The organism is Rhodococcus globerulus (assembly GCF_019334125.1).
Lineage (GTDB): Bacteria > Actinomycetota > Actinomycetes > Mycobacteriales > Mycobacteriaceae > Rhodococcus_F > Rhodococcus_F globerula.
This window is the reverse complement of sequence record NZ_CP079698.1, coordinates 5,212,711-5,232,003: the sequence shown is the minus strand read 5'-3', so window position 1 is coordinate 5,232,003 and position 19,293 is coordinate 5,212,711. Positions and strand designations below refer to the sequence as shown.

The 19,293-nt window shown below is 60.5% G+C and carries 17 protein-coding genes; 6 read left to right on the top strand and 11 right to left on the bottom strand.

Translation table 11 applies throughout. The features are described from left to right. The first annotated feature begins 45 nt into the window (after positions 1-45). The 3 genes from KYT97_RS23830 to KYT97_RS23820 are packed head-to-tail and all read left to right on the top strand — an operon-like array spanning position 46 to position 3,787. Positions 46-1,539 carry an NAD-dependent succinate-semialdehyde dehydrogenase gene (locus KYT97_RS23830; RefSeq protein ID WP_219110809.1) on the top strand — a complete coding sequence of 498 codons (1,494 nt, stop codon included), beginning with the start codon at positions 46-48 and terminating at the stop codon, positions 1,537-1,539. Further along, positions 1,536-2,816 carry an iron-containing alcohol dehydrogenase gene (locus KYT97_RS23825; RefSeq protein ID WP_219110808.1) on the top strand — a complete coding sequence of 427 codons (1,281 nt, stop codon included), beginning with the start codon at positions 1,536-1,538 and terminating at the stop codon, positions 2,814-2,816. The genes KYT97_RS23830 and KYT97_RS23825 overlap by 4 nt, the downstream gene beginning before the upstream one ends. Beyond that, a complete protein-coding gene (locus KYT97_RS23820; RefSeq protein ID WP_219110807.1) occupies positions 2,813-3,787 on the top strand; it encodes a 3-hydroxyacyl-CoA dehydrogenase in 975 nt (324 codons plus the stop codon). The genes KYT97_RS23825 and KYT97_RS23820 overlap by 4 nt, the downstream gene beginning before the upstream one ends. Positions 3,788-4,318: 531 nt before the next feature. On the opposite strand, the gene KYT97_RS23815 is transcribed toward KYT97_RS23820, so the two are convergent. After that, a complete protein-coding gene (locus tag KYT97_RS23815; protein WP_425332391.1) occupies positions 4,319-5,377 on the bottom strand; it encodes a YeiH family protein in 1,059 nt (352 codons plus the stop codon). Positions 5,378-5,478: 101 nt separating this feature from the next. Between KYT97_RS23815 and KYT97_RS23810 the strand changes: the two genes are divergently transcribed. From KYT97_RS23810 to KYT97_RS23800, 3 genes are all read left to right on the top strand, one after another. Beyond that, complete coding sequence (locus KYT97_RS23810) at positions 5,479-6,390, top strand: LysR family transcriptional regulator (RefSeq protein WP_219110806.1); 912 nt, start codon at positions 5,479-5,481, stop codon at positions 6,388-6,390. Positions 6,391-7,072: 682 nt separating this feature from the next. After that, a complete protein-coding gene (locus tag KYT97_RS23805; RefSeq protein ID WP_425332390.1) occupies positions 7,073-8,200 on the top strand; it encodes an NADH:flavin oxidoreductase/NADH oxidase in 1,128 nt (375 codons plus the stop codon). Positions 8,201-8,352: 152 nt separating this feature from the next. Next, positions 8,353-9,213 carry a TIGR03619 family F420-dependent LLM class oxidoreductase gene (locus KYT97_RS23800; RefSeq protein ID WP_219110804.1) on the top strand — a complete coding sequence of 287 codons (861 nt, stop codon included), beginning with the start codon at positions 8,353-8,355 and terminating at the stop codon, positions 9,211-9,213. A 658-nt stretch (positions 9,214-9,871) separates the two neighbouring features. Here KYT97_RS23800 and KYT97_RS23795 read toward each other — a convergent pair. The 10 genes from KYT97_RS23795 to KYT97_RS23750 all read right to left on the bottom strand — a co-directional run bounded on the left by KYT97_RS23795 (position 9,872) and on the right by KYT97_RS23750 (position 19,279). Further along, the gene (locus KYT97_RS23795) at positions 9,872-10,732 is read right to left on the bottom strand and encodes a TIGR03619 family F420-dependent LLM class oxidoreductase (RefSeq protein ID WP_219110803.1); all 861 of its coding nucleotides are present in this window, start codon (positions 10,730-10,732) and stop codon (positions 9,872-9,874) included. Next, positions 10,729-11,115, bottom strand: a complete 387-nt coding sequence (locus KYT97_RS23790; RefSeq protein ID WP_245005911.1) for an EthD family reductase — start codon at positions 11,113-11,115, stop codon at positions 10,729-10,731. The genes KYT97_RS23795 and KYT97_RS23790 overlap by 4 nt, the downstream gene beginning before the upstream one ends. A gap of 38 nt (positions 11,116-11,153) precedes the next feature. Next, a complete protein-coding gene (locus tag KYT97_RS23785) occupies positions 11,154-12,290 on the bottom strand; it encodes a zinc-binding dehydrogenase (protein WP_219110801.1) in 1,137 nt (378 codons plus the stop codon). Positions 12,291-12,414: 124 nt separating this feature from the next. Continuing rightward, a complete protein-coding gene (locus KYT97_RS23780) occupies positions 12,415-13,869 on the bottom strand; it encodes an aldehyde dehydrogenase (protein WP_219110800.1) in 1,455 nt (484 codons plus the stop codon). Positions 13,870-13,922: 53 nt separating this feature from the next. Continuing rightward, positions 13,923-14,339: a hypothetical protein gene (locus KYT97_RS23775; protein ID WP_219110799.1), complete on the bottom strand. Its 417-nt coding sequence runs from the start codon at positions 14,337-14,339 to the stop codon at positions 13,923-13,925. Positions 14,340-14,713: 374 nt separating this feature from the next. Beyond that, a complete protein-coding gene (locus KYT97_RS23770) occupies positions 14,714-15,424 on the bottom strand; it encodes an amidohydrolase family protein (RefSeq protein WP_219110798.1) in 711 nt (236 codons plus the stop codon). Positions 15,425-15,875: 451 nt separating this feature from the next. Beyond that, a complete protein-coding gene (locus tag KYT97_RS23765; protein WP_219110797.1) occupies positions 15,876-16,619 on the bottom strand; it encodes an ABC transporter permease in 744 nt (247 codons plus the stop codon). 115 nt (positions 16,620-16,734) lie between these two features. After that, the gene (locus KYT97_RS23760) at positions 16,735-17,628 is read right to left on the bottom strand and encodes an ABC transporter ATP-binding protein (RefSeq protein WP_219110796.1); all 894 of its coding nucleotides are present in this window, start codon (positions 17,626-17,628) and stop codon (positions 16,735-16,737) included. Beyond that, positions 17,625-18,524, bottom strand: a complete 900-nt coding sequence (locus KYT97_RS23755) for an amidohydrolase family protein (RefSeq protein ID WP_219110795.1) — start codon at positions 18,522-18,524, stop codon at positions 17,625-17,627. The genes KYT97_RS23760 and KYT97_RS23755 overlap by 4 nt, the downstream gene beginning before the upstream one ends. Continuing rightward, the gene (locus KYT97_RS23750; protein ID WP_219110794.1) at positions 18,515-19,279 is read right to left on the bottom strand and encodes an SDR family NAD(P)-dependent oxidoreductase; all 765 of its coding nucleotides are present in this window, start codon (positions 19,277-19,279) and stop codon (positions 18,515-18,517) included. Before KYT97_RS23750 ends, KYT97_RS23755 begins: the two co-directional genes overlap by 10 nt. Between the last annotated feature and the right edge of the window lie 14 nt (positions 19,280-19,293).

Below are 19,293 nucleotides of genomic sequence, written 5' to 3'. Positions count from 1 at the left end.
GAACAGGCGAACCACACCGCGACCCCTAAAAGGACCTACACGACAATGACCTCATCGACCACGCTCCCGGACAGCGTCACACTGCACGGCTACACAGTCCCCACCGCCTTGTACATCGGGGGGCAGTGGCGCACCACCGAGGATTCGTTCGCAGTGGACAACCCCGCCAACGGCGAGGAGATCGCACAGGTCCACTCCGGCTCCGCACAGGACGCTCTGGACGCCCTGGACGCCGCAGACCGTGTTCAGCAGTCTTGGCGGTCCGTCGCACCACGCGACAGAGCAGATCTGTTCCGGCGCGCACACGCGGCACTACTCTCCCGATCCGACGAGATCACGACTGTCATGACGCTCGAGAGCGGGAAGCCACTCACCGAGTCTCGAGGCGAATTCGCGCTGTCCGCCGACTTCTTCCTCTGGTACGCAGAGCAGATCGCCCACCTCCACGGCACCTACGCTCCGGCATCGCGCGGCGGATACCGCATCGTCACCACCCATCAGCCGGTCGGGCCGGCGCTCCTCATCACCCCGTGGAACTTTCCCTTGCTGATGATCGCCCGCAAGGCCGGGGCCGCACTCGCGGCCGGCTGCCCGGTGATCGTCAAGTCCGCCAGGGAAACCCCACTGACCTGTGCACTATTCGTCCGAGTACTGGAGGAAGCTGGCTTCCCTGCCGGCGTCGTGAACCTCGTCCACACCACATCATCATCGTCGGTGTCCGAGGCAGTGATGGCCGACCGACGTCTGCGCAAGGTTAGCTTCACCGGCTCTACGGGAGTCGGCTCCACCCTGCTGCGACAAGCTGCGCCCGGAATCGTCAACGCCTCGATGGAACTCGGAGGCGACGGTCCGTTCCTCGTGCTCGAAGACGCCGACGTTGACCTTGCAGTCGAACAAGCGATCATCTGCAAGTTCCGCAACGCCGGTCAAGCTTGCGTCGCCGCCAACCGCATCATCGTGCACAAGTCCGTCGCAGACGAATTCACCACCAAGTTCGTTGCCGCTGCCCGCGCACTGAAGGTCGGCGACGGATTCGACCCCGAGACAGACATCGGTCCGATCATCTCCGAGCGCCAACTCGACACCGTGACTCGGCTCGTAGAGCAATTGCGCGAAATCGACGCAGAACTCCTGACCGGCGGCTCCCCAGTCGAATCGACCGGATACTTCTTCGAACCGACGGTCTTCGCGGTCCGCGACCGCACCAGCGCCGTCTGCAACCAGGAACTGTTCGCGCCGATCGCCACGATCTACACCGTCGGATCCACCACCGAAGCGATCGAGTTCGCAAACGACACCACCTACGGCTTGGCCGCGTACGTGTTCACACGCGACCTGTCCCGTGCGGTCGCGGTCAGCGAGCACCTGGACTTCGGGATGGTGGGCGTCAACCGCGGAATCATGGCTGATCCAGCGGCCTCATTCGGCGGCATCAAGGCCTCTGGCCTCGGCCGCGAGGGTGGCCACGACGCGATCAATGAATTCCTCGAACCGAAATACCTCGCGATCACCGTTGACGAGAAGGAAGCCCTTGCATGAGCACCGCCCCTGACACCGCCTCGGCCCCCGCCGCAGTTCGCACCAACAACGAACTCGGACTCGGCCTGCTGCGCCAACCGACCAGCGTGCTGTTCGGCCCCGGACAGCGACGCCAAATCCCGGCGATCCTCGAATCACTCACCGAACACGTCCTCGTCGTCACCGACGAAAGAATGGCCGCCAGTGCAGAATTCATCGCAATCAGCGAAGAACTGCAGACGCGCGGCCTCACCGTGTCCGTGTACGCCGGGACAGAGCCCGACCTTCCCCGCGAGAACATCCTCGAAGTGGCCGAGCGATTCGGCTCCACCGGGATCGGCGCCATCCTCGGCATCGGCGGAGGATCATGCATGGACCTCGCGAAGGTCGTGTCCATCGTCCTCACCCACGGCGGGGACGTGCGTGACTACTACGGCGAATACCTCGTCCCCGGTCCGGGATGCCCGGTCATCACCGTTCCCACGACCGCAGGAACGGGCGCCGAGGTCACCTCGATCTCAGTTGTCTACGACAAGGACAAGGGCATGAAGATTGGGGTCGCGAGCCCCCACCTCGAGGCCTTCGCCGCGGTAATCGACCCTGAGTTGACCCTCACCTGCCCGCCCGGTCTGACGGCCGCCGCAGGCGCGGACGCGCTCAGTCACCTCGTAGAAGCATTCACCGGCCGCGCGAAGAACCCATCCGCCGAAGACATCGCGACGAAGTTGTACGTCGGCAAGAACCGACTCACAGATCTCTACGCCCGCACCGGAATTCCGCTGCTGCAGTCCGCCCTCGGTCGCGTATGCGCGAACCCTGCCGACCTGGAGGCACGTTCGGACACCCTGTTCGCCGCATACTGCGCGGGGATGGCGATCAACACCGCCGGCACCGCTGGGGCCCACGCGATCCAGTCCCCGATCGGAGCTCTCACCCACACCCCACACGGGTTCGGGATCAGTGCACTGCTGCCGTACGTGATGCGTTACAACCTGCCCGCTCGGGTTCCGGAGTTCGCCGAGATCGGCCGGCTCCTCGGCACTGCCAACGCTGCGGGGTCCGAACTGGAGCAGGCGCGAGCCGGCATCACGGGGATCGAGAACATCCTGGAGTCGATCGGGGCGCCGATCGACCTGAAGACCCTCGGGCTCTCCCCCGACGACTTCGACACCGTCGCGAACCAGGCACTGCTGGCGACACGACTCACGGCGAACAACCCCCGCGATCTGGACCACGGTGCGGTGCGATCCATTCTCGAACGCGGATGGGCCGGCGATCGCAGCTGGTGGACCGTATGACCGCACAGCCAGATTCGGCACGGTCGTCTGTCGCGATCATCGGCGCCGGTTCGATCGGTGTCGCCTTCGCGGTCCTGTTCGCCAAGGCCGGTTTCGAAGCCCGCGTCTTCGATCCAGTCCCCGACGCACGCAGACGCGGTAAAAAGGACGCCCTCGATCGACTGAAGTTGCTCGCAGATCACCGGCTCCTCGTCGAGGACCCCGCCGCGATCGCCAGCCGGATCACTTTCCCGGCCTCGATCGAAGCCGCCGTGCGGGAGGTCAACCTCGTTCAGGAATGCGCTCCCGAAAAGGTGGAACTGAAGGCCGAAATCTTCGTTGAGGTAGCGCAATTCGCGCCAACCCGGGCGGTCCTCGCCAGTTCGAGCTCTGCGATCGTGCCGAGCAGGATTGCAGAGCGCCTCGACGATGCCACAGCGGCGCGATTGGTGGTCGGGCATCCCGGCAATCCCCCGTACCTGCTGCCGGTGATCGAGGTCGTGCCCTCGCCCCGCACCGACGCGATCACGACGGAGCGAGCGGAGCAGATCTACCGCCAGGCGGGGCTGCGTCCGGTCGTCGTCCACCGCGAGGTCGAGGGCTTCGTGTTCAATCGATTACAAGGTGCCCTTCTCCGCGAGGCGTACTGCTTGCTGCGCGACGGCGTTGCTTCGGTCGACGACATCGACGAGGTGGTGCGGAGCGGTTTGGGCCCCCGATGGAGCGTCATCGGCCCCTTCGAGACCGTCGATCTGAATACCAGGGGCGGGATTGAGTCTCACGCAACGAAGATGGGGCCCGCGTACGCGAGAATGGGAGCCGAACGCGGACAGGACGACCCGTGGACACCTGACCTGGTCGCGCGCGCCACGGCGGAACGCCGAACACTGCTAGGACTCGAGGAGTGGGACGATCGCGTACGTTGGCGTGATGAGCAGTTAATGAGGGCATTGGCGGCACGCAACGACACTGCGCAGCTTCGGAATTCATGACTTCTTAACTCGGGGCGGTCACGCGGGTTCACCCATTGGACCGCCCTGAGCTGTCTCCCGAACCACGTCGGGATGGATCATCGCGTGTGTCCGATTCCGAATGGTTCACTTGCACCGCATTCGCCGCGGGTACGAACGCTGATCCTCGACGAACACTGAGGCTGCACTTGGACTTCGACGCAGGGTCCTCCTTCCCGAAATATGCAGCAAGCTCGATGTCTACGACCAGGGACCGTTGCGGATCGCCTGAACAGTCAGATGGGTGGAGACCTCTTGTGAACACGCGACTTTTCGCGGTGCTGCATGTGCGGAGTCGAAAAACGCACTCGATTCGTGGGCAGCGAGTGCTGCGACAGACGGGATGCCGTTGCATCGGATCTGTCTGATCCCAACACGGTAGTCTTTCGCACAGGGGCGCGATGTCTGCGAGGCGTTCACCACTGCGATCGACTCCGCACCCTCCCAGGTTTGCATTCTCAGTCCCTGGCGAATACCTGAACCGGAAGGAAGACCCTCAGTGCCATGATGGGGTCACGAGACCAGTAGTACCCCTACCAGTGCAATAGTCGCCACCCATAGTGTCGAAAGTGCTGCGAGAATGAACGGCCGCGCACCCACCTTCTTCAACATCGCAATACGTACTCCGACACCTAGTGCAAACATCGCGGCGGTCAGTAGCGCGCTTTGTAGTAGCTTTGCGAGATCGAGAACGCTTTCAGGAACCACGTCTGCCGAACGGAGTCCAGCACAGGCAACGAAGCCGAGCACGAACAGCGGAACCAACGGCGGACGACTTCCTCCCGTTGAGGATGAATCCGATAGCTTCCGTTGGCGCACACTGAGAATTGCAATGACCGGTGCCAACATCAGTACTCGTGCGAGTTTGACAATCGCGGCGACTCCCAAAGCGGCACCGCCAAGTGCACCGCCAGCCGCAATTACCTGTGCCACTTCATGAATTGAACCGCCAGCCCACATACCAGCAGTCATCTCGTCGAGTCCGAACATACCCGACAGAAGTGGAATTGTCGGGATCATCAGCGTACCGAAGATGACAACGAGTGCAATTGCGGTGAGGAGTTCCTCCTCCTTCGCATCCACTACCCCGTCAACAGCTGCAACAGCAGCGGCGCCGCATATGGAGAATCCGCACGCAATCAATATACACTGGGTCCAGGTCAGACCCAGGAGTTTCCCGGCGAACATAGTTCCGACAATTCCGAGACTGACGATGGCGACGACAACCGCGATCACGCCCCATCCCAAACCTAGAATGTCACTAAACATCAATTGCAATCCGAGCAAGGCGATACCCAGGCGCAGAAGACGTTTGGCGGAGAAAGTCAGTCCCGGCTGCAATCTTGCAGGAAGGCTCACGAGGTTCGACAGCAGGGCACCGAGCACGATGGCCACCAACAACGGGCTGACTGTTCCGAGCAAGCGCGCCACTCCCATTGCCAGAAGAGCCCCAACTACGCACAGCACGAGACCTGGAAGCAGTTCAAACGATACCGGCCGGCTCCTTCGACGAGCCAGACCCGTTCCGGCATCGCGACTTCCGGACTTCAGTCCACTCATCTGCTTACTCATGGCTCCAGAATCCGGCACAAACCATGTCGCCGGTAGCCCCTAGTTAAGCATCACGGCATATAACACTGATATGACTAATCGGCAATGCATATACTCAGCGAATGTCCCGACGATTTCCCGACCTGAACGACCTCGAACTACTTGTGGGCGTCGACGACCACGGAAGCCTCAGCGCAGCAAGTCGAATTGTCGACATGGCGCAACCGAATGCGAGTAGAACGATCAAGAAACTCGAAAGGCAACTCGGAGTAATTCTGCTGCGCCGCAGCACTACCGGTTCCACTCTCACACCGCAGGGCACCGTGATTGCTCACTGGGCCCGTCAAGTCCTGACCGGTGCCAACCAACTGATCGATGTCGCAGAAGGCCTGCAAGTCGAACGCTCGGCAGAACTGACAGTGGCCGCCAGCATGACCGTCGCCGAACACCTCATGCCCGGATGGTTAGGCAGTTTCCGCCAACTGCATACCGACGTCAAGATTCACTTACAGGTTCACAATTCGACACATGTCTTCGAACGAATCGCAGACGGTTCCTGCGATGTCGGATTTGTCGAATCGCCTACCATTCCAACCGGATTGAACAACATCATGGTAGCGCGCGACAGCCTCGTCGTGGTTGTCGACGCCGCCCATCCCTGGGCGCGTCGGCGAAAGGCGCTGACCGTTGCAGAGCTTGCAAGCACACCTCTTCTAGTTCGCGAGCCCGGCTCTGGCACGCGCACCACCCTAGATGTGGCGCTGCAGGAATACGACCGTGCGACCCCGCTCCTCGAATTGGGCAGCGGAGCCGCTATCCGCACAAGCGTTCTCGGTGGAGTCGGCCCCTCAGTAATGAGCACACTCGCCGTAGCCGACCAGGTTGCATCCGGCGAACTACGGACACTCGCTGTGGATGGACTGAATTTGGACCGCGTACTACGCGCAGTCTGGCGCGGGCCACGCCAACTCGGCGGGCCGGCCGGCGAACTGGTCAAACTGGTGCGCCGGACCAGCACATCTAATAGCAACTAACGAGAACAGGTCTACCTGGCAAAGACCTGATCGCAGCAATTCAGCGGCTCTGACACCATTGGCATTCAGTGCAGCCGTGAAAGCGTTCACTCCATTCAGAGTATCGAAACACTGGCCAGCCGGGACCGGCTCGCCCCTCTGCACGATATGCAGATCGCCAGAATTCCTCACACCAGGTGCGTACGACACCCTACTGAGGAAGCGCGGGATTCCTTGTCGACTGCAGTTGGCGGATCGTTCGCTGGAACGGATCGGACTGTCCGGGCGTCATACTTGCGGCCCTCAGCACTTCCCACTCCGGCGTGGCACACTACTCATGGTTCGAGCTGAATCAGGGCGGTGCAACACCGCTTCGTACTTGTTGCCGGACAACATGATTGCTTATTCGATGCGACCCGGACCTCGGCCCGGGAGTCTGCATGTGTCCATATGCCGGCATGTTAGCGAGGACGCAGCAGGCGGACTTCCATTCCGAACAGACCATCCCGACACGTCGCTTTCACCAGGAAACACACTACCCGAAAGATCGCCACAAAATGGCGGTCAGGCCACGGCCCGGACACACAGAATGGGATACCCAGAAGAGCAGTACCCCTTGACATTTCATCTAACCGAAATCTAGGGTTGTGAAATCCAACACTACGAACGAACGCTCGTTTTAACGAAAGAATGGCGGGAAGAAATGCCACACTCCACTCTGCACGCATCGCAGGTAGATCAAATCCACGCCCGACCCCAACGCCAAGTACAACTGTTCTCCCCAATGTCACTACGGGCGATCGAGACTCGTAACCGGGTTTGGGTCAGCCCGATGTGCCAACACTCAGCGATTGACGGACACCCAACCGACTGGCACCTGGTACACCTGGGATCGCGAGCCGTGGGAGGCGCTGGACTGGTGATGGCGGAGTCCACAAGCGTGCGAGCCGACGGCCGTATCGCCCCTTACGACGCAGGCATCTGGGCTGATTCCCATATCGCTCCTTGGGCACGCATCACAGAATTTCTCCGCGAGAACGGAGCCGTCGCGGCGATCCAGTTGGGCCACGCTGGACGCAAGGCCTCCACGTACCGTCCCTGGGACGGCACAGGTTCTGTCCCCATTGACGCCGGAGGTTGGCCGACCTTGGGACCAACCGCCGAGCCCTTCGGCGTACTACACGCACCCTCATCAGCGACCGACAAGGATCTCAAGGAACTCGTTCAGGCATTCGCCGATGCAGTAACTCGGTCGGTGATGGCAGGATTCGAGGTCATCGAGATCCACGCGGCGCACGGCTACCTGCTCCACCAGTTCCTCTCGCCCGTGGTCAACACACGTACTGACAACTACGGTGGCAGCTTTGAAAACAGAGCCCGGTTGACGCTCGAGGTCGTCGAAGCGGCTAGGGCACGAATGCCTGAGTCAATGCCATTGTTCGTCCGAGTGTCGGCGACTGACTGGGAGAACCAAGGCCGCGACGTCGAGGAGATCGTCCGTCTCGTCAATCTGCTGAAGGAACGCGGAGTCGATCTAATTGACGTCTCCACCGGCGGCAATGTGGCCCAACCGACCATTCCGACCGGCCCTGGCTATCAAGTACCCTTCAGTGCAAAGATCCGACAGGAGACCGGAATGCCAACGGCAGCTGTCGGTTTGATCACCGACCCCACACACGCAGAAGCCATCATTTCAAGCGGAAACGCCGATGCTGTCATGATCGGTCGCCGCCACTTGGACGACCCGTACTGGGCCAAGAACGCCGCCACGCAACTACGCGCCGAGCCCATCCGGATCCTCCAGTACGACCGTCCCGAATTGCGGAATTGATAGTTGCCCCGATAACCGAACACAAGTCCGTGGGCGCCTTTGGGCGCGGTCTGCAGAACATCACACGACGGTAGGACCGCGCCCATCCACCGCACGATGCCATAACCGGACCACGGAGATTCCGGTCCGACAATCAGGAGGTTGACTCGGTCATGATGCGTTACGGAGCATGGGTGCCGACTCGCGGTACCGAATCTGTCGATCCTGGAATCCAGATTCTCGCCCAAAACGCAGAGAACGCAGGCTTCGATCTCATGATCATCCCGGACCACATCGTGATGCGAACCGAAACCAATTCCTGGTTCCCTTTCGCCGCTGATGGGGTCCCCGCCTGGGACCCACGTGCACCTTGGATCGACGCGATTGTGTCTCTAGCCCTGTGCGCTGCGGTCACCAACCGGATCGAATTCGGAACTGGCGTGCTGGTGTTGCCTCAACGCGAACCCGTGATCCTGGCCAAGCAGTTGGCCACCATCGATGCAGCCTGCTGCGGGAGACTGTTTGTAGGGGTAGGCGCCGGATGGCTCGCCGAGGAGTACGAAGCCCTCAATGTCCCGTTCGAAGGGCGCGGTCAGCGTATGGATGAGTGGATTGCTCTGTTGCGGAACCTATGGAGCGGAGAACCCTCAGCATTCAATGGCGAACACTACTCGCTACCGGATGGGGTATTGACGTACCCGACGCCGCCCGGCCGACTTCCAATTCTGGTGGGCGGTATGTCACCTGCCGCGATCCGCCGAGCAGCGTCGGCCGACGGGTGGTTCGCGCTACAGCACACCGATGCACTCGACGTCGACCGAATCCGTTCCGGGGTCAAGTCCCTGCGTCGGGTCCGCCACGACACAGCCAACCGAGTGGTGCTCCGCGCTGTCGGAGACCTGGACCCTCTGCTGCCGATGATCGGCGAGTTTCAATGTGCAGGCGTCACCGATCTCGTCATCGATGCCGACCTCACTGACATGAACACTGCACAAGATGCCCTGGAGCGGATGCGCCAGGCCGGCAACCGATGATTCCTTCCTGAGCAATCCTTTCAGATGCTAAAGCGCAAAGCCTATCTGGCCACGTCATCGATACCTCGACAATCCCGTCGAAATCGACTGCAAGAGTTACGAAGCCTGTAGTTCAGGTTCCGTGGATACGTCATTCAAGAGGGCACGCAGAAGCTTTACCCCTGAGCGGGCACACACGGAGCACCCATCCTGGCCACAACTACCTGTGCAGAAAGCACGTTGTGTTAATCATGCGTCCGGGGTGCCGACAATCTCACCTACGCCTCGGGGAGGCATCTCCGCAAACGTCAAGTACAAGTTGCGCACCGCCGCAGCGATCTCGCGCGCCCCGATTCCAACGACTCCAATTCCGTTGGCGTAAGACGTATCTCAATTCCAAAATCGGTCATATCCTGGCCGCATTCGGCTGCTGCACCACGGCTCCACACGCATGACATCAACCGCATCAGTACGCAGCTGTTGCCAGACTGGCCCACGACGGCGACCTCACCAGGATTTGCATAGTCTGACACCGATGAATCAAGTTCCAACACATGCTGATACAAGCTCAGCCCCCGAAGGAACGCCTGAATTCGGTGAGCTCCGGGACATTGTGTACACGGATGTACCTCACGTCCCGGAGCTACCACGCCCAACGACGGTGGCCAATGTCTCGGGCCTAGCGCGTGGCCTGTCGCACCATGTCCAGGGCCTGACGTGCCGCGGTCGGATCTTCGAGGTCGGCATCAATCACAAAATCGGTAACCCCCACGTCGATGAATTGCTCGACCTTCGGGAGCAACCGCTCAACATCACCGATTGCGCGCAGCAGCAACCGAGGTACCCCCCGGCCTCGTCTCTGCGATTTGATCGCCTCGATCCCGGATTTCACTTCATCGACATCGAGGGTGTCCATCCGCTGGATCGCAAACCAGCCATCGGCAGATGCAGCTCGCCGCAAGGCAGCCTTCGACATACCCCCGACGACAATCGGAATCCGGTGAGCCGGCGTCGGATACGAAAGAACCCCTCCCGGTAACGAATAATGCACGCCATCGAAGGCAGCGGGCTCCCCCGTCCACAGATCCTCCAGCAGGTGTAGCCACTCATCCATCCGACCACCGCGCGAACCGAAAGGCACCCCGAGAGCCTCGAACTCTTCTGCAAGCCAGCCGGCACCCACGCCCAGCATCACTCGTCCACCGCTGGCTACGTCAATGCTCGCCAGTTGTTTGGCAAGAGTGACCGGGTTCCGTTGCGGCAGAATCAGGACACCTGTCCCGATCTCGATTCGCTCGGTTGCTGCGGCACAAAGTGCCATCGACACGACCGCATCGTTCCAAGGGGTACGCGGATCCCATGAGGGAACTCCGTCGGCAGAGAACGGATACCTCGAACGTGTCTCAGCGGGCATCACCACATGATCGGGAATCATCACGCTGTCGAAGCCCGCCTGTTCCGCGTTCTGCGCCAATTTCACAATCCCGGGTTCGAGCGACAGATGTCCACGGGTCGGCAGCCACGCACCGACCCGAATCATCCTTCCTCCTCGGCCGGAACTTCCGTGAATGTAACCAACGGCGGGTGCGTTGTGTCGACGACCGCTGCTCGGTTGACGACGACTATGTCCTCGAAGTGGAGCATCTGGCGTTCCCCACGGAAGTGCTCGATATCTGCCAGCGCGACCTTTCCCTCGTCGCTGGCCCAGGCACGTTCGAAGTCCTCGTGATTCGCGTACTCGATTATCGCGAATCCGTCGGGCGCACCGTCGAGACCGTCGCCCTCGCCCGCTGTTCCGGCCGGGAAGACTCGGTGCCGTTGGATATAGCTCATGATTCCTGGCACTTGGGCAGCCAGCGGCGCATGTACGTCACGCCAGTAGGTGTCAAACTCCGCAAACGACATGCCGGGTTTGCGCCACATCAATGAGATCGTGCGCAAAGGACGATCCGATGTCGGCTTCATGACGTCGCCCAGGGGCGGACCACCGGCTTGATCTCGGTTTGCTGCAACAGCGCTTCCAGAGCGTCGGTCGCCGTTTCCAGGGAATAGCTGTTACCGGTGAACATGTCGTCCCATCGGTACTCGCTTGATCGCGCTGCCAGGAACTCCATTCCTTTGTGATAGCTGCCGATCTTTGCGGCGTAGCTCCCGGTCACCTGCATGCCCTTGGTCACGATCTGTGATGCCACGACCTCTTGCGGAACTCCACCGAGCGAGCCGACCACGACGTAGCGCGCATTCTTCGCGGCCATGTCGATACCCTCGCTGAATACTCCCGGGGCGCCGGACATCTCCATAATTACGTCCGGTCCACCATTAGTCAGCTCTCGCACCGCCTGCAGGCGTTCCGCACGGTCCGGGATCTGCTCTACGGAAACGACATCGGTGGCTCCCCATGCCCTGGCCAACTCGAGGCGGTCAGCTGGCCCGCCCACTACCACTAGTTTGCTCGGTCGGTGTTCGGCAGCCATAGCGACTGCAAACAAACCCAGCGGCCCGCTGCCTTGGATCACGACGCGAGACGAGTAGTCGATTTGACCTACCTTCGTGAGTGCCTCCACGGCGGTGCGCGCTGCACACGAGGCAGCGGACGCCAATTCGCTGGAGAGCGCCTCCGGAACCAGGAGCCTGCCTGCGGTAGGCCACACGTATGAGTACTGCGTGAAACCGGCTGCGGAATAAGGGAATACGTCGAGCGACTGAAGCATGCCCACCTGCCGATTCGTGCACAGTGAGGTCTCGTTTTCGACCGAGCACATGAGGCACCGTCCGCAAGGTCCGGGCTCCCAGATCACGCGATCTCCGACCTTGACAGGTCTACCCACCGAGTCGACGTCGGCGCCGGCTCCGATCTCGACGACCCGCCCGACGATCTCATGCCCGAGGATGATCGGCGGCGCCGCCGGGATGGTCGCCGACATCGAGCCTTTCCACATGTGCACATCGGACCCGCATACCGTGCTCACCTCAACCGCCACCACTAGGGCGCCGGGCTCGGGTCGCGGCACACGAACTTCTCGAACTTCTAACTTCTGGCCGAAATCTGGTACCACTGCTGCGAGAGCAGTACGCGAGGTTGGGACAGTGAGTTCCATCTGAATACTCTCCTTGTTCAGGGGTCTAGAGGACTGATCTGCTTATTCCGTTTCATGGGTGAATGCCCATGCCGCCAAACCCGTCGGCACTTCCCCACGACATCCGGGACCTGGTGGAACCGAATCAGAGCTCAGCAGGGTCGAACCCCAGAGGCAAAGTGATCGATTTGATCTCGTAGAAACTCTCGATGCCTTCCCTGCTGTATTCCCTGCCGAGACCGGAATGCTTGACGCCACCGAAAGGCCCGCCGCCGCCGCCGGATAAACCTTCGTTGATCCGGCAGGTGCCAGTCTCAATCCGGGACGCGACTTCGACACCCCGTTTCACGTCTGAAGTGAAAACCGCACCACCAAGGCCGTACTCGGAATCGTTGGCTATGTCGATCGCCTCATCTACTGTGTCGTACTCGATGAGGCACAACACCGGTCCGAAGATCTCCTCCCGAGCTATCTTCATCGAGTTGCTCACACCACTGAAGATGGTCGGAGTCACATACCACCCCATACCAATATCAGGGCGACGACCGCCGCAAACGATTGTGGCCCCCTCGCGCACTCCAACTTCGATGTAGCTCTCCACACGGTCACGTTGTCGATCCGAAACCAAGGGGCCGACGTCGATCCCCTCATCGTGCGGGTTGCCCACCTGCATCTGCGAGACAGCCTCGACCAACCGCTCTGTGACCTCTGCGGAACGCAACCGGGGCACCAGGATTCGGGTGGTGGCGTGGCACACCTGACCATTGTTCGGCAATGAACTGTCGATCAGTAGCGGAAGATGGGCGTCGAGGTCCACATCGTCCAGCAACACCGCGGCAGACTTACCGCCCAACTCCAAAGTGGTTCGGGTGAGGCGGTCACCGCAGATCGACGCAATCCTGCGGCCGGCAGCAGTACTTCCGGTGAACGAGACCCGATCCACTCCTGGGTGACTGATCAGATATTCACCCAATTCGCGACCACCCGGCAGAATACTCAACAGCCCCTTGGGCAGGCCGGCTTCGACGGCAGCCTCGGCCACCAGATACGCCGACAGCGGAGTCTCCGGTGCAGGCTTCACAATTACAGGGCATCCTGCGAGAAGCGCGGGATAGATCTTGCCCAGCACCAACGGCACCGGACCATTCCACGGAATAACCGCAGCAACGACCCCCACCGGCTGCCGATCAACAAGCACGGTACCGGCGGGCCCATCACGCATCTCCCTCGTCTCCAGCGCTAGCGCATCGTCGATGTAGCGTTGGACGCCCAAAATGCGCCCCTCGGTCTGGCGCTTGATCCAGCGGTACGGGGCCCCCATTTCGTCCACCTGGAGGCGCACAGCCTCCTCGATCCGAGGCTCAAGCAGCCGGGCGATTTCCGTGAGATAGGCAGCGCGCTCTTTAATCGACAGGCGTCGCCACTCGCCCTCAGCATGGACTCGCTGCGCGGCAGCCACCGCCATGTCCACGTCGGCCGGCTCGCTCATCGGCACTGACCCGATCGATTCTTCGGTGATAGGCGATGTCACATCGATGCGGTCCGAGCCATTCGGCTCGACCCACTCGCCACCGACGAACAAAAAATCCTTCTTCAACATCTACTGGTCCTCTCGACAATGGTTCAGACAATTGCGATCGACGGCGATCGAAGTCACCGGCGATCGAACTCCACACGTTCGGCAACGAGATATCCGGCCGCGTGCTTGAAGGTCAGGTCCAGCAGCAGGTTTGCAATCTCCGGATTCTCGAAAAACTGCTCAGCCCAATGTTGGTTGTCGAAGACGAACTCCAGGTACCCGACCTTGTCGGATTCGGGCAACAGTCGCCCAGTGAACAATTGGCCTGGCTCAGTAACGGGGGCAGTCTCGTCCTCGTTGACAACGTAGTTGGCCGTGATCAACCTGATCCCGGGCTGTTCCCTGGCCGCCCCTGCTACCGAGCCCGCTAAGAAGGCCAATCGGGCTCGGGCGTCGTCTGCCGTGGTGGTCAGCTCGCGGTCGTACTCGAACAACACCACTGCCGATGATGACAGCCCTGCCCGACAGTCCAGCAGGATGTGTTCAGTCACCTCACAGCGCCGCAGATCACGGACGCAGTGGACCACGTCGTTGGCAACTGCACGCGACAGACCCTGAGGCTTCGTTTCCCCTTGCTCTGATGGGCGCCGTACCCAGTTGGTGACAAATCGCCAGGCTGTTGGTCGGTGCTCCCAACCACCGGACCTGTCGTACTGTCGTTCGACCCGACGGGTGTGGTACGCAATGCGATCAGGGTCGTTCGTCGCGCCGATCCGTGCGAGCGGGACGTGGACGCCCCGGTAGTGCGCCTCACTTGCGGCGATTGGGTGCGAGTGAGGTGGATCCACTCGGATGATGAATTTTCTCAAATCGTCCATTGTGAGCTCCCGGTCAGTCGCCGAGGCTGTCGAATCGGCTGCTGTCGTCATGCGCCCAGGCCAAGTAAGTCGACGGCATTCTGGCCGAGACAACGCGCCCGAAGTTCTTCGGTCTGGAACGGAAGGTTCCGGAACTGCTCCACGCTTTGCCCCATCGGACGCACCGGGTACGAACTGGCGAACAGCAACCGACGCCCCAGGTACGAGTGCGCCGCCTCCAAATACCCGGAAGTGCCAGGAGTGTTAGGCATGTTGAGGTAGATGTCAGGAACCAAGTACACGTTTGTGTGCCGGTACGCAACGCCACAGATTTGTGTGACGTGCGGCCAACCACCGTGTGGAACAACAATTTTGAGATCACTGAACCGCGATGCAACTCGCTGCAGATGTACCGGGTCGCAGTACGTCAGGTCCGGCCCCAGGAACAAGCTGCTCGTAATCGAGGCCACTAGCCCCTTCTCCTGACAGCGCTCGTAAATCGGAAAGATGGATTCGTCGTCGTCGTACAACGGAAAGTAGCCGTTGTCGAATGCAATGCCTTTGAACCCAAGGTCGACGCATCGGTCCACCTCGGCGATGGCAGACTTCGGGTTGGTGACGTCCACCGATCCAAAGCCGACGAAGCGGCCTGGGTGCGCAGTGAGGATTTCGGCGATCTCATCATTGGAAACCGAACCTGCGGCAGGCGGCGCGGTGCGACCCATCACAACGCCAACGTCGATGCCGGCCTCGTCCATCTCCTCAACAAATGCGCCCATCGAAGACTCATCCCTGGATCTATAGGGAGGAAGATCCAGCTGAAACCCCTTCGCCGTGAGTGGGTCTGGGTTCGGATCGCGTGGCTGGAAGATGTGCAGCTTTGTGAAACTCTTGTACGGCGGGCGAACCCGGAAGTCGACTATCACAGCTCTCCTTGAGGTTTCTATATTGTGGAACGGACAGTCCGCGATGAGCCTCCTGGAATGCTCATCGTCCAAGAGGGCAACACTCCGAAGGTGGCCGGCCGCCGCGCTGCGGTAACCGACCCGACCTTGACGTGAAGCTGTCCCATTTCCAGCACTAAAACTGATGATTATTCTGCATAACGCAGCACCTGAATCGGTTCGATGCACCGGCCCGAAGTTCAGAAAGAGGACCAAATCGTTTGCAGCTCAATGCTATCGATTCATGATCGCGGACCTAGTAAGGATCAAGTCGGGCGCCGCATCATCATCTCTGCCAGGACAACAGTCGACGCTCGGCAAGACTCATCAGCCCATTTATTGCGACCGAGAACAGCATCACTACACACAACACGGCGATGACGGCGTCCGGCTGAAAAGACTGTGAGTACAAACTGATCTTTTGACCCCAGCCCTGCTGAGACGACAGCATCTCCCCGAACACAGCTGCCAGCAAGGCATACACCGTACCCAGCTTGAGCCCGGCGAATATACCTGGAACCGAAGCCGGCAAGACGATCTTGACAAACATCCGAAACTCGCCGATCGCCATCGCGCGGCCCATCATCATGAAGTCCGGGTCGACGGTCTTGACTGCCGCTTGAGTCGCAATCATGACGATGAAGAACACGATACTGATCACCAGGTACACCTTCGAGGCCATACCGATCCCGAACCAGAGGATAAACATCGGCGCGAGTGCGACACGCGGCAGCGAATTCAAGGCAGTCAGGTAGGGGGAGAGAACCGCGTCGAAGAAGCTGAAGCGGGCAAGCATCAGCCCTGCAATCGCTCCCACGGTGGCCCCGATCACGAATCCGACCAAGGTTTCGGTCATCGTGGCCAGGCTGTCTGCCCAGAAGTCGGGGCCTGTGACATAAGCCGTCAGAGCAGCCCATACCTTCGTGGGTTTGGATACGGAGAATTCCGCGACCACTCCGGCATCCACCACCCATTGCCACAGCGCCAAGAACAGCACGCCAATTCCGACTTGGGCTGTAGTGATCGCCACTCGGCGCCTGGATGGCATTCGGATTGACGGCCTGCCTCGCACTGCCCCATCGGACATACTGGTCGCGGGAAGATCCTGGGCCATTTTGGTCGCGGGGAGAACCTGAGACTCCATGCTAACCCTCCTCAAAGACGTTGATGGACTGCAACTCTTCGCGCAGATGACCCCAAATTGTGTGGGTAATCTCGCGGAACCTCGGGTCGTACCGGATCTCGGCGACATCCCGTGGTCGAGGAAGATCGATCTCCATGTCCACCCGAATCCGACCAGGTCTATGCGTCAGCATCACGACGCGATCAGCCATGGCCACAGCCTCTTCGATGTCGTGCGTGACCATCACGATGGTCTTGCGTGACTTCTCCCAGATGTCGATGAACACACCTTCGAGGATCAACTTCGTCTGCTGATCGAGCGCAGAGAATGGCTCGTCGAGCAAAATGATCTCCGGCGAGACCGCCAGCGTCCGGGCGATCGCAACCCGTTGCCGCATCCCCTGTGACAGCTCTCCACGCTTGAGCTCTTCGTACCCCTTGAGACCGACAAGTTCGAGCATCTCATAAGCGCGTTCCTTGCGGGCGGCACGGGTCATTCGCTGGGTCTCAAGGCCGAAAGCTACGTTCTTCCATGCAGGTCTCCACGGCAAAAGCGCATCCCTGGCCGAGATGTAGCCGACAGAAGCACGCGGCCGGACAACCTGCTCTCCTCGGACCGCGATATTGCCTTCGTCCGGGCGGATCAAACCGGCCAGCATATTCAGCAGGGTCGTCTTTCCACAACCGCTCGGTCCGACCAGGGCAAGGAACTCTCCCTCGCGGACGTTGATCGAGACGTCATCCAGTGCCGGCGGTTGTTCGCGCGGACCGCCGAACCAATGCCGGACCGACTTGACAGAGAAGGCGAGCTCCTGCGTTTTCGGCTGCGAGCCTGGGAAATTCGAACCGATGGTTGCCTCGCGCGTCACACGTTCTCCCGGAAAATCGACGCCACTGTCGATGCCTGCGCTCTTCATCGCGATGCCTTAACTGCGGCCGTCACGACGTCGGTCGTTGCGGAAATCGGACCCAGCAGCCTCGTCGCGTTCTCGGAGACGATCTTCTTCATGGCCTCGAATGGGATTGGAAACTGGAGAAATTTCTCAAGTGTTCGCAGCGGGTTGAACGGGAATGCACTGGCGTACAAGACCTGGTCGGAGATGATCGTTGCCGCGGCGTCGATGAACGGCTCTGCTCCGGGTAAGAATTCGTAAATCGATGCTTCGAGATAGACGTTAGACCGACGGTAGGCCAGGCTAATCAGTTCGGTGACCTGAGGCCAGCACCCGTGCGAGCAGACGATCTTGAGGTTCGGGAATGTGGTCGCGACGCGGTCCACAGGCCACGGATCACCGAATTGGGCCACCATTGGCCCCATCGTCAGAACGACCGGCACATCGAGATTCTGAGCAAGCTCGTACACGGGGAAGAGGTGTTTCTCGTTGTCGTAGCCGATTGCCTCCCCCGGGAGTTGACGCGGCGGATCAATCGCAATGCCGGAGAGCTTCAGGTCGGTAATGGCGCGTCGAACCTCCACCAAGGCGGCGTCGCCTATAAGGGGGTCGATGCCAGCGAAGCCGGCCAGTCGCTGGGGGAATTGCCCAACGCAATCGGCTATGTAGTCGTTGGGTATGGGACATTCACCCGCCAACGATCCCTGTCGGCCTGTGAAGACCGCACGTGAGATACCAACTTGAGCGACGTTCTCCACGAACTCGGATAGCGACTCGTTGCCTGGTCGTGGATAACCGAACCGTGGCCAGGGGTCACGGCGGCCGGGTTGGTCATAGATCGCCATGTATTCGGGGGTGTTCGGCCGGGCCCGGAAATCGGTGATCGGTCCCAGATCGTCAATAATGAAGTCTATCGGCATGCGAGGATTCCTCCGTCGATGTAGAGAGTGGTTCCGGTGATGTAGTCGGAGTCGTCGGAAGCTAGGAACGCGACCGCCGAGGCGATATCGTCGGGCTGGCCGAAGCGTCCACGAAGAACGCCGCGCATCATGTTCTGACGGATCTCCGGGTCGGCGATCCGGTGTGCGGTGAGGTTGGTTTCGACCGGCCCAGGGCCGACGGCATTGACCCGAATGTTGTAGGGCGCCAACCCCACCGCAAATGCTTTGGTGAGCTGTCGGACACCGCCCTTCGACGCTGCGTAGTGAGCTCCGTTGCCGGACGTCAATTCAGCGTTCACGGAGGAAATATTCACAATCGTGCCCCTGCCGTTTTCGACCATCAGCTTGGCAACCAACTGGCTGACCAAGAACGTACCGGTGAGGTTGGTCCGGATGACGCGTTCCCATTCTTCGAAAGGCAGATCCAGAACGTCGTGGTGACTATTTACACCGGCACAGTTAACCAGCGTTGTAATCGGATTCGCGGCCCAAGTCGAGGCTCGATGCAACAGTGCCGCAACAGATTCGGGACTCGCCACATCAACTTCCGCACAGAAGACACTGTGTCCCCGCTCGGCGAGTTCGGCAGTCAGATTCTCAACGGCGGCCTGGTTGACATCCGCTGCGACTACTCGGTAGCCGTCGTCGGCGAGCTTGGCTGCGACAGCTGCGCCGATTCCACTGCCCGCCCCAGTGACGATCGCCACGCGTGGCGTTGAGTTGCGTGATGACATGAAAGCTCCTTCCC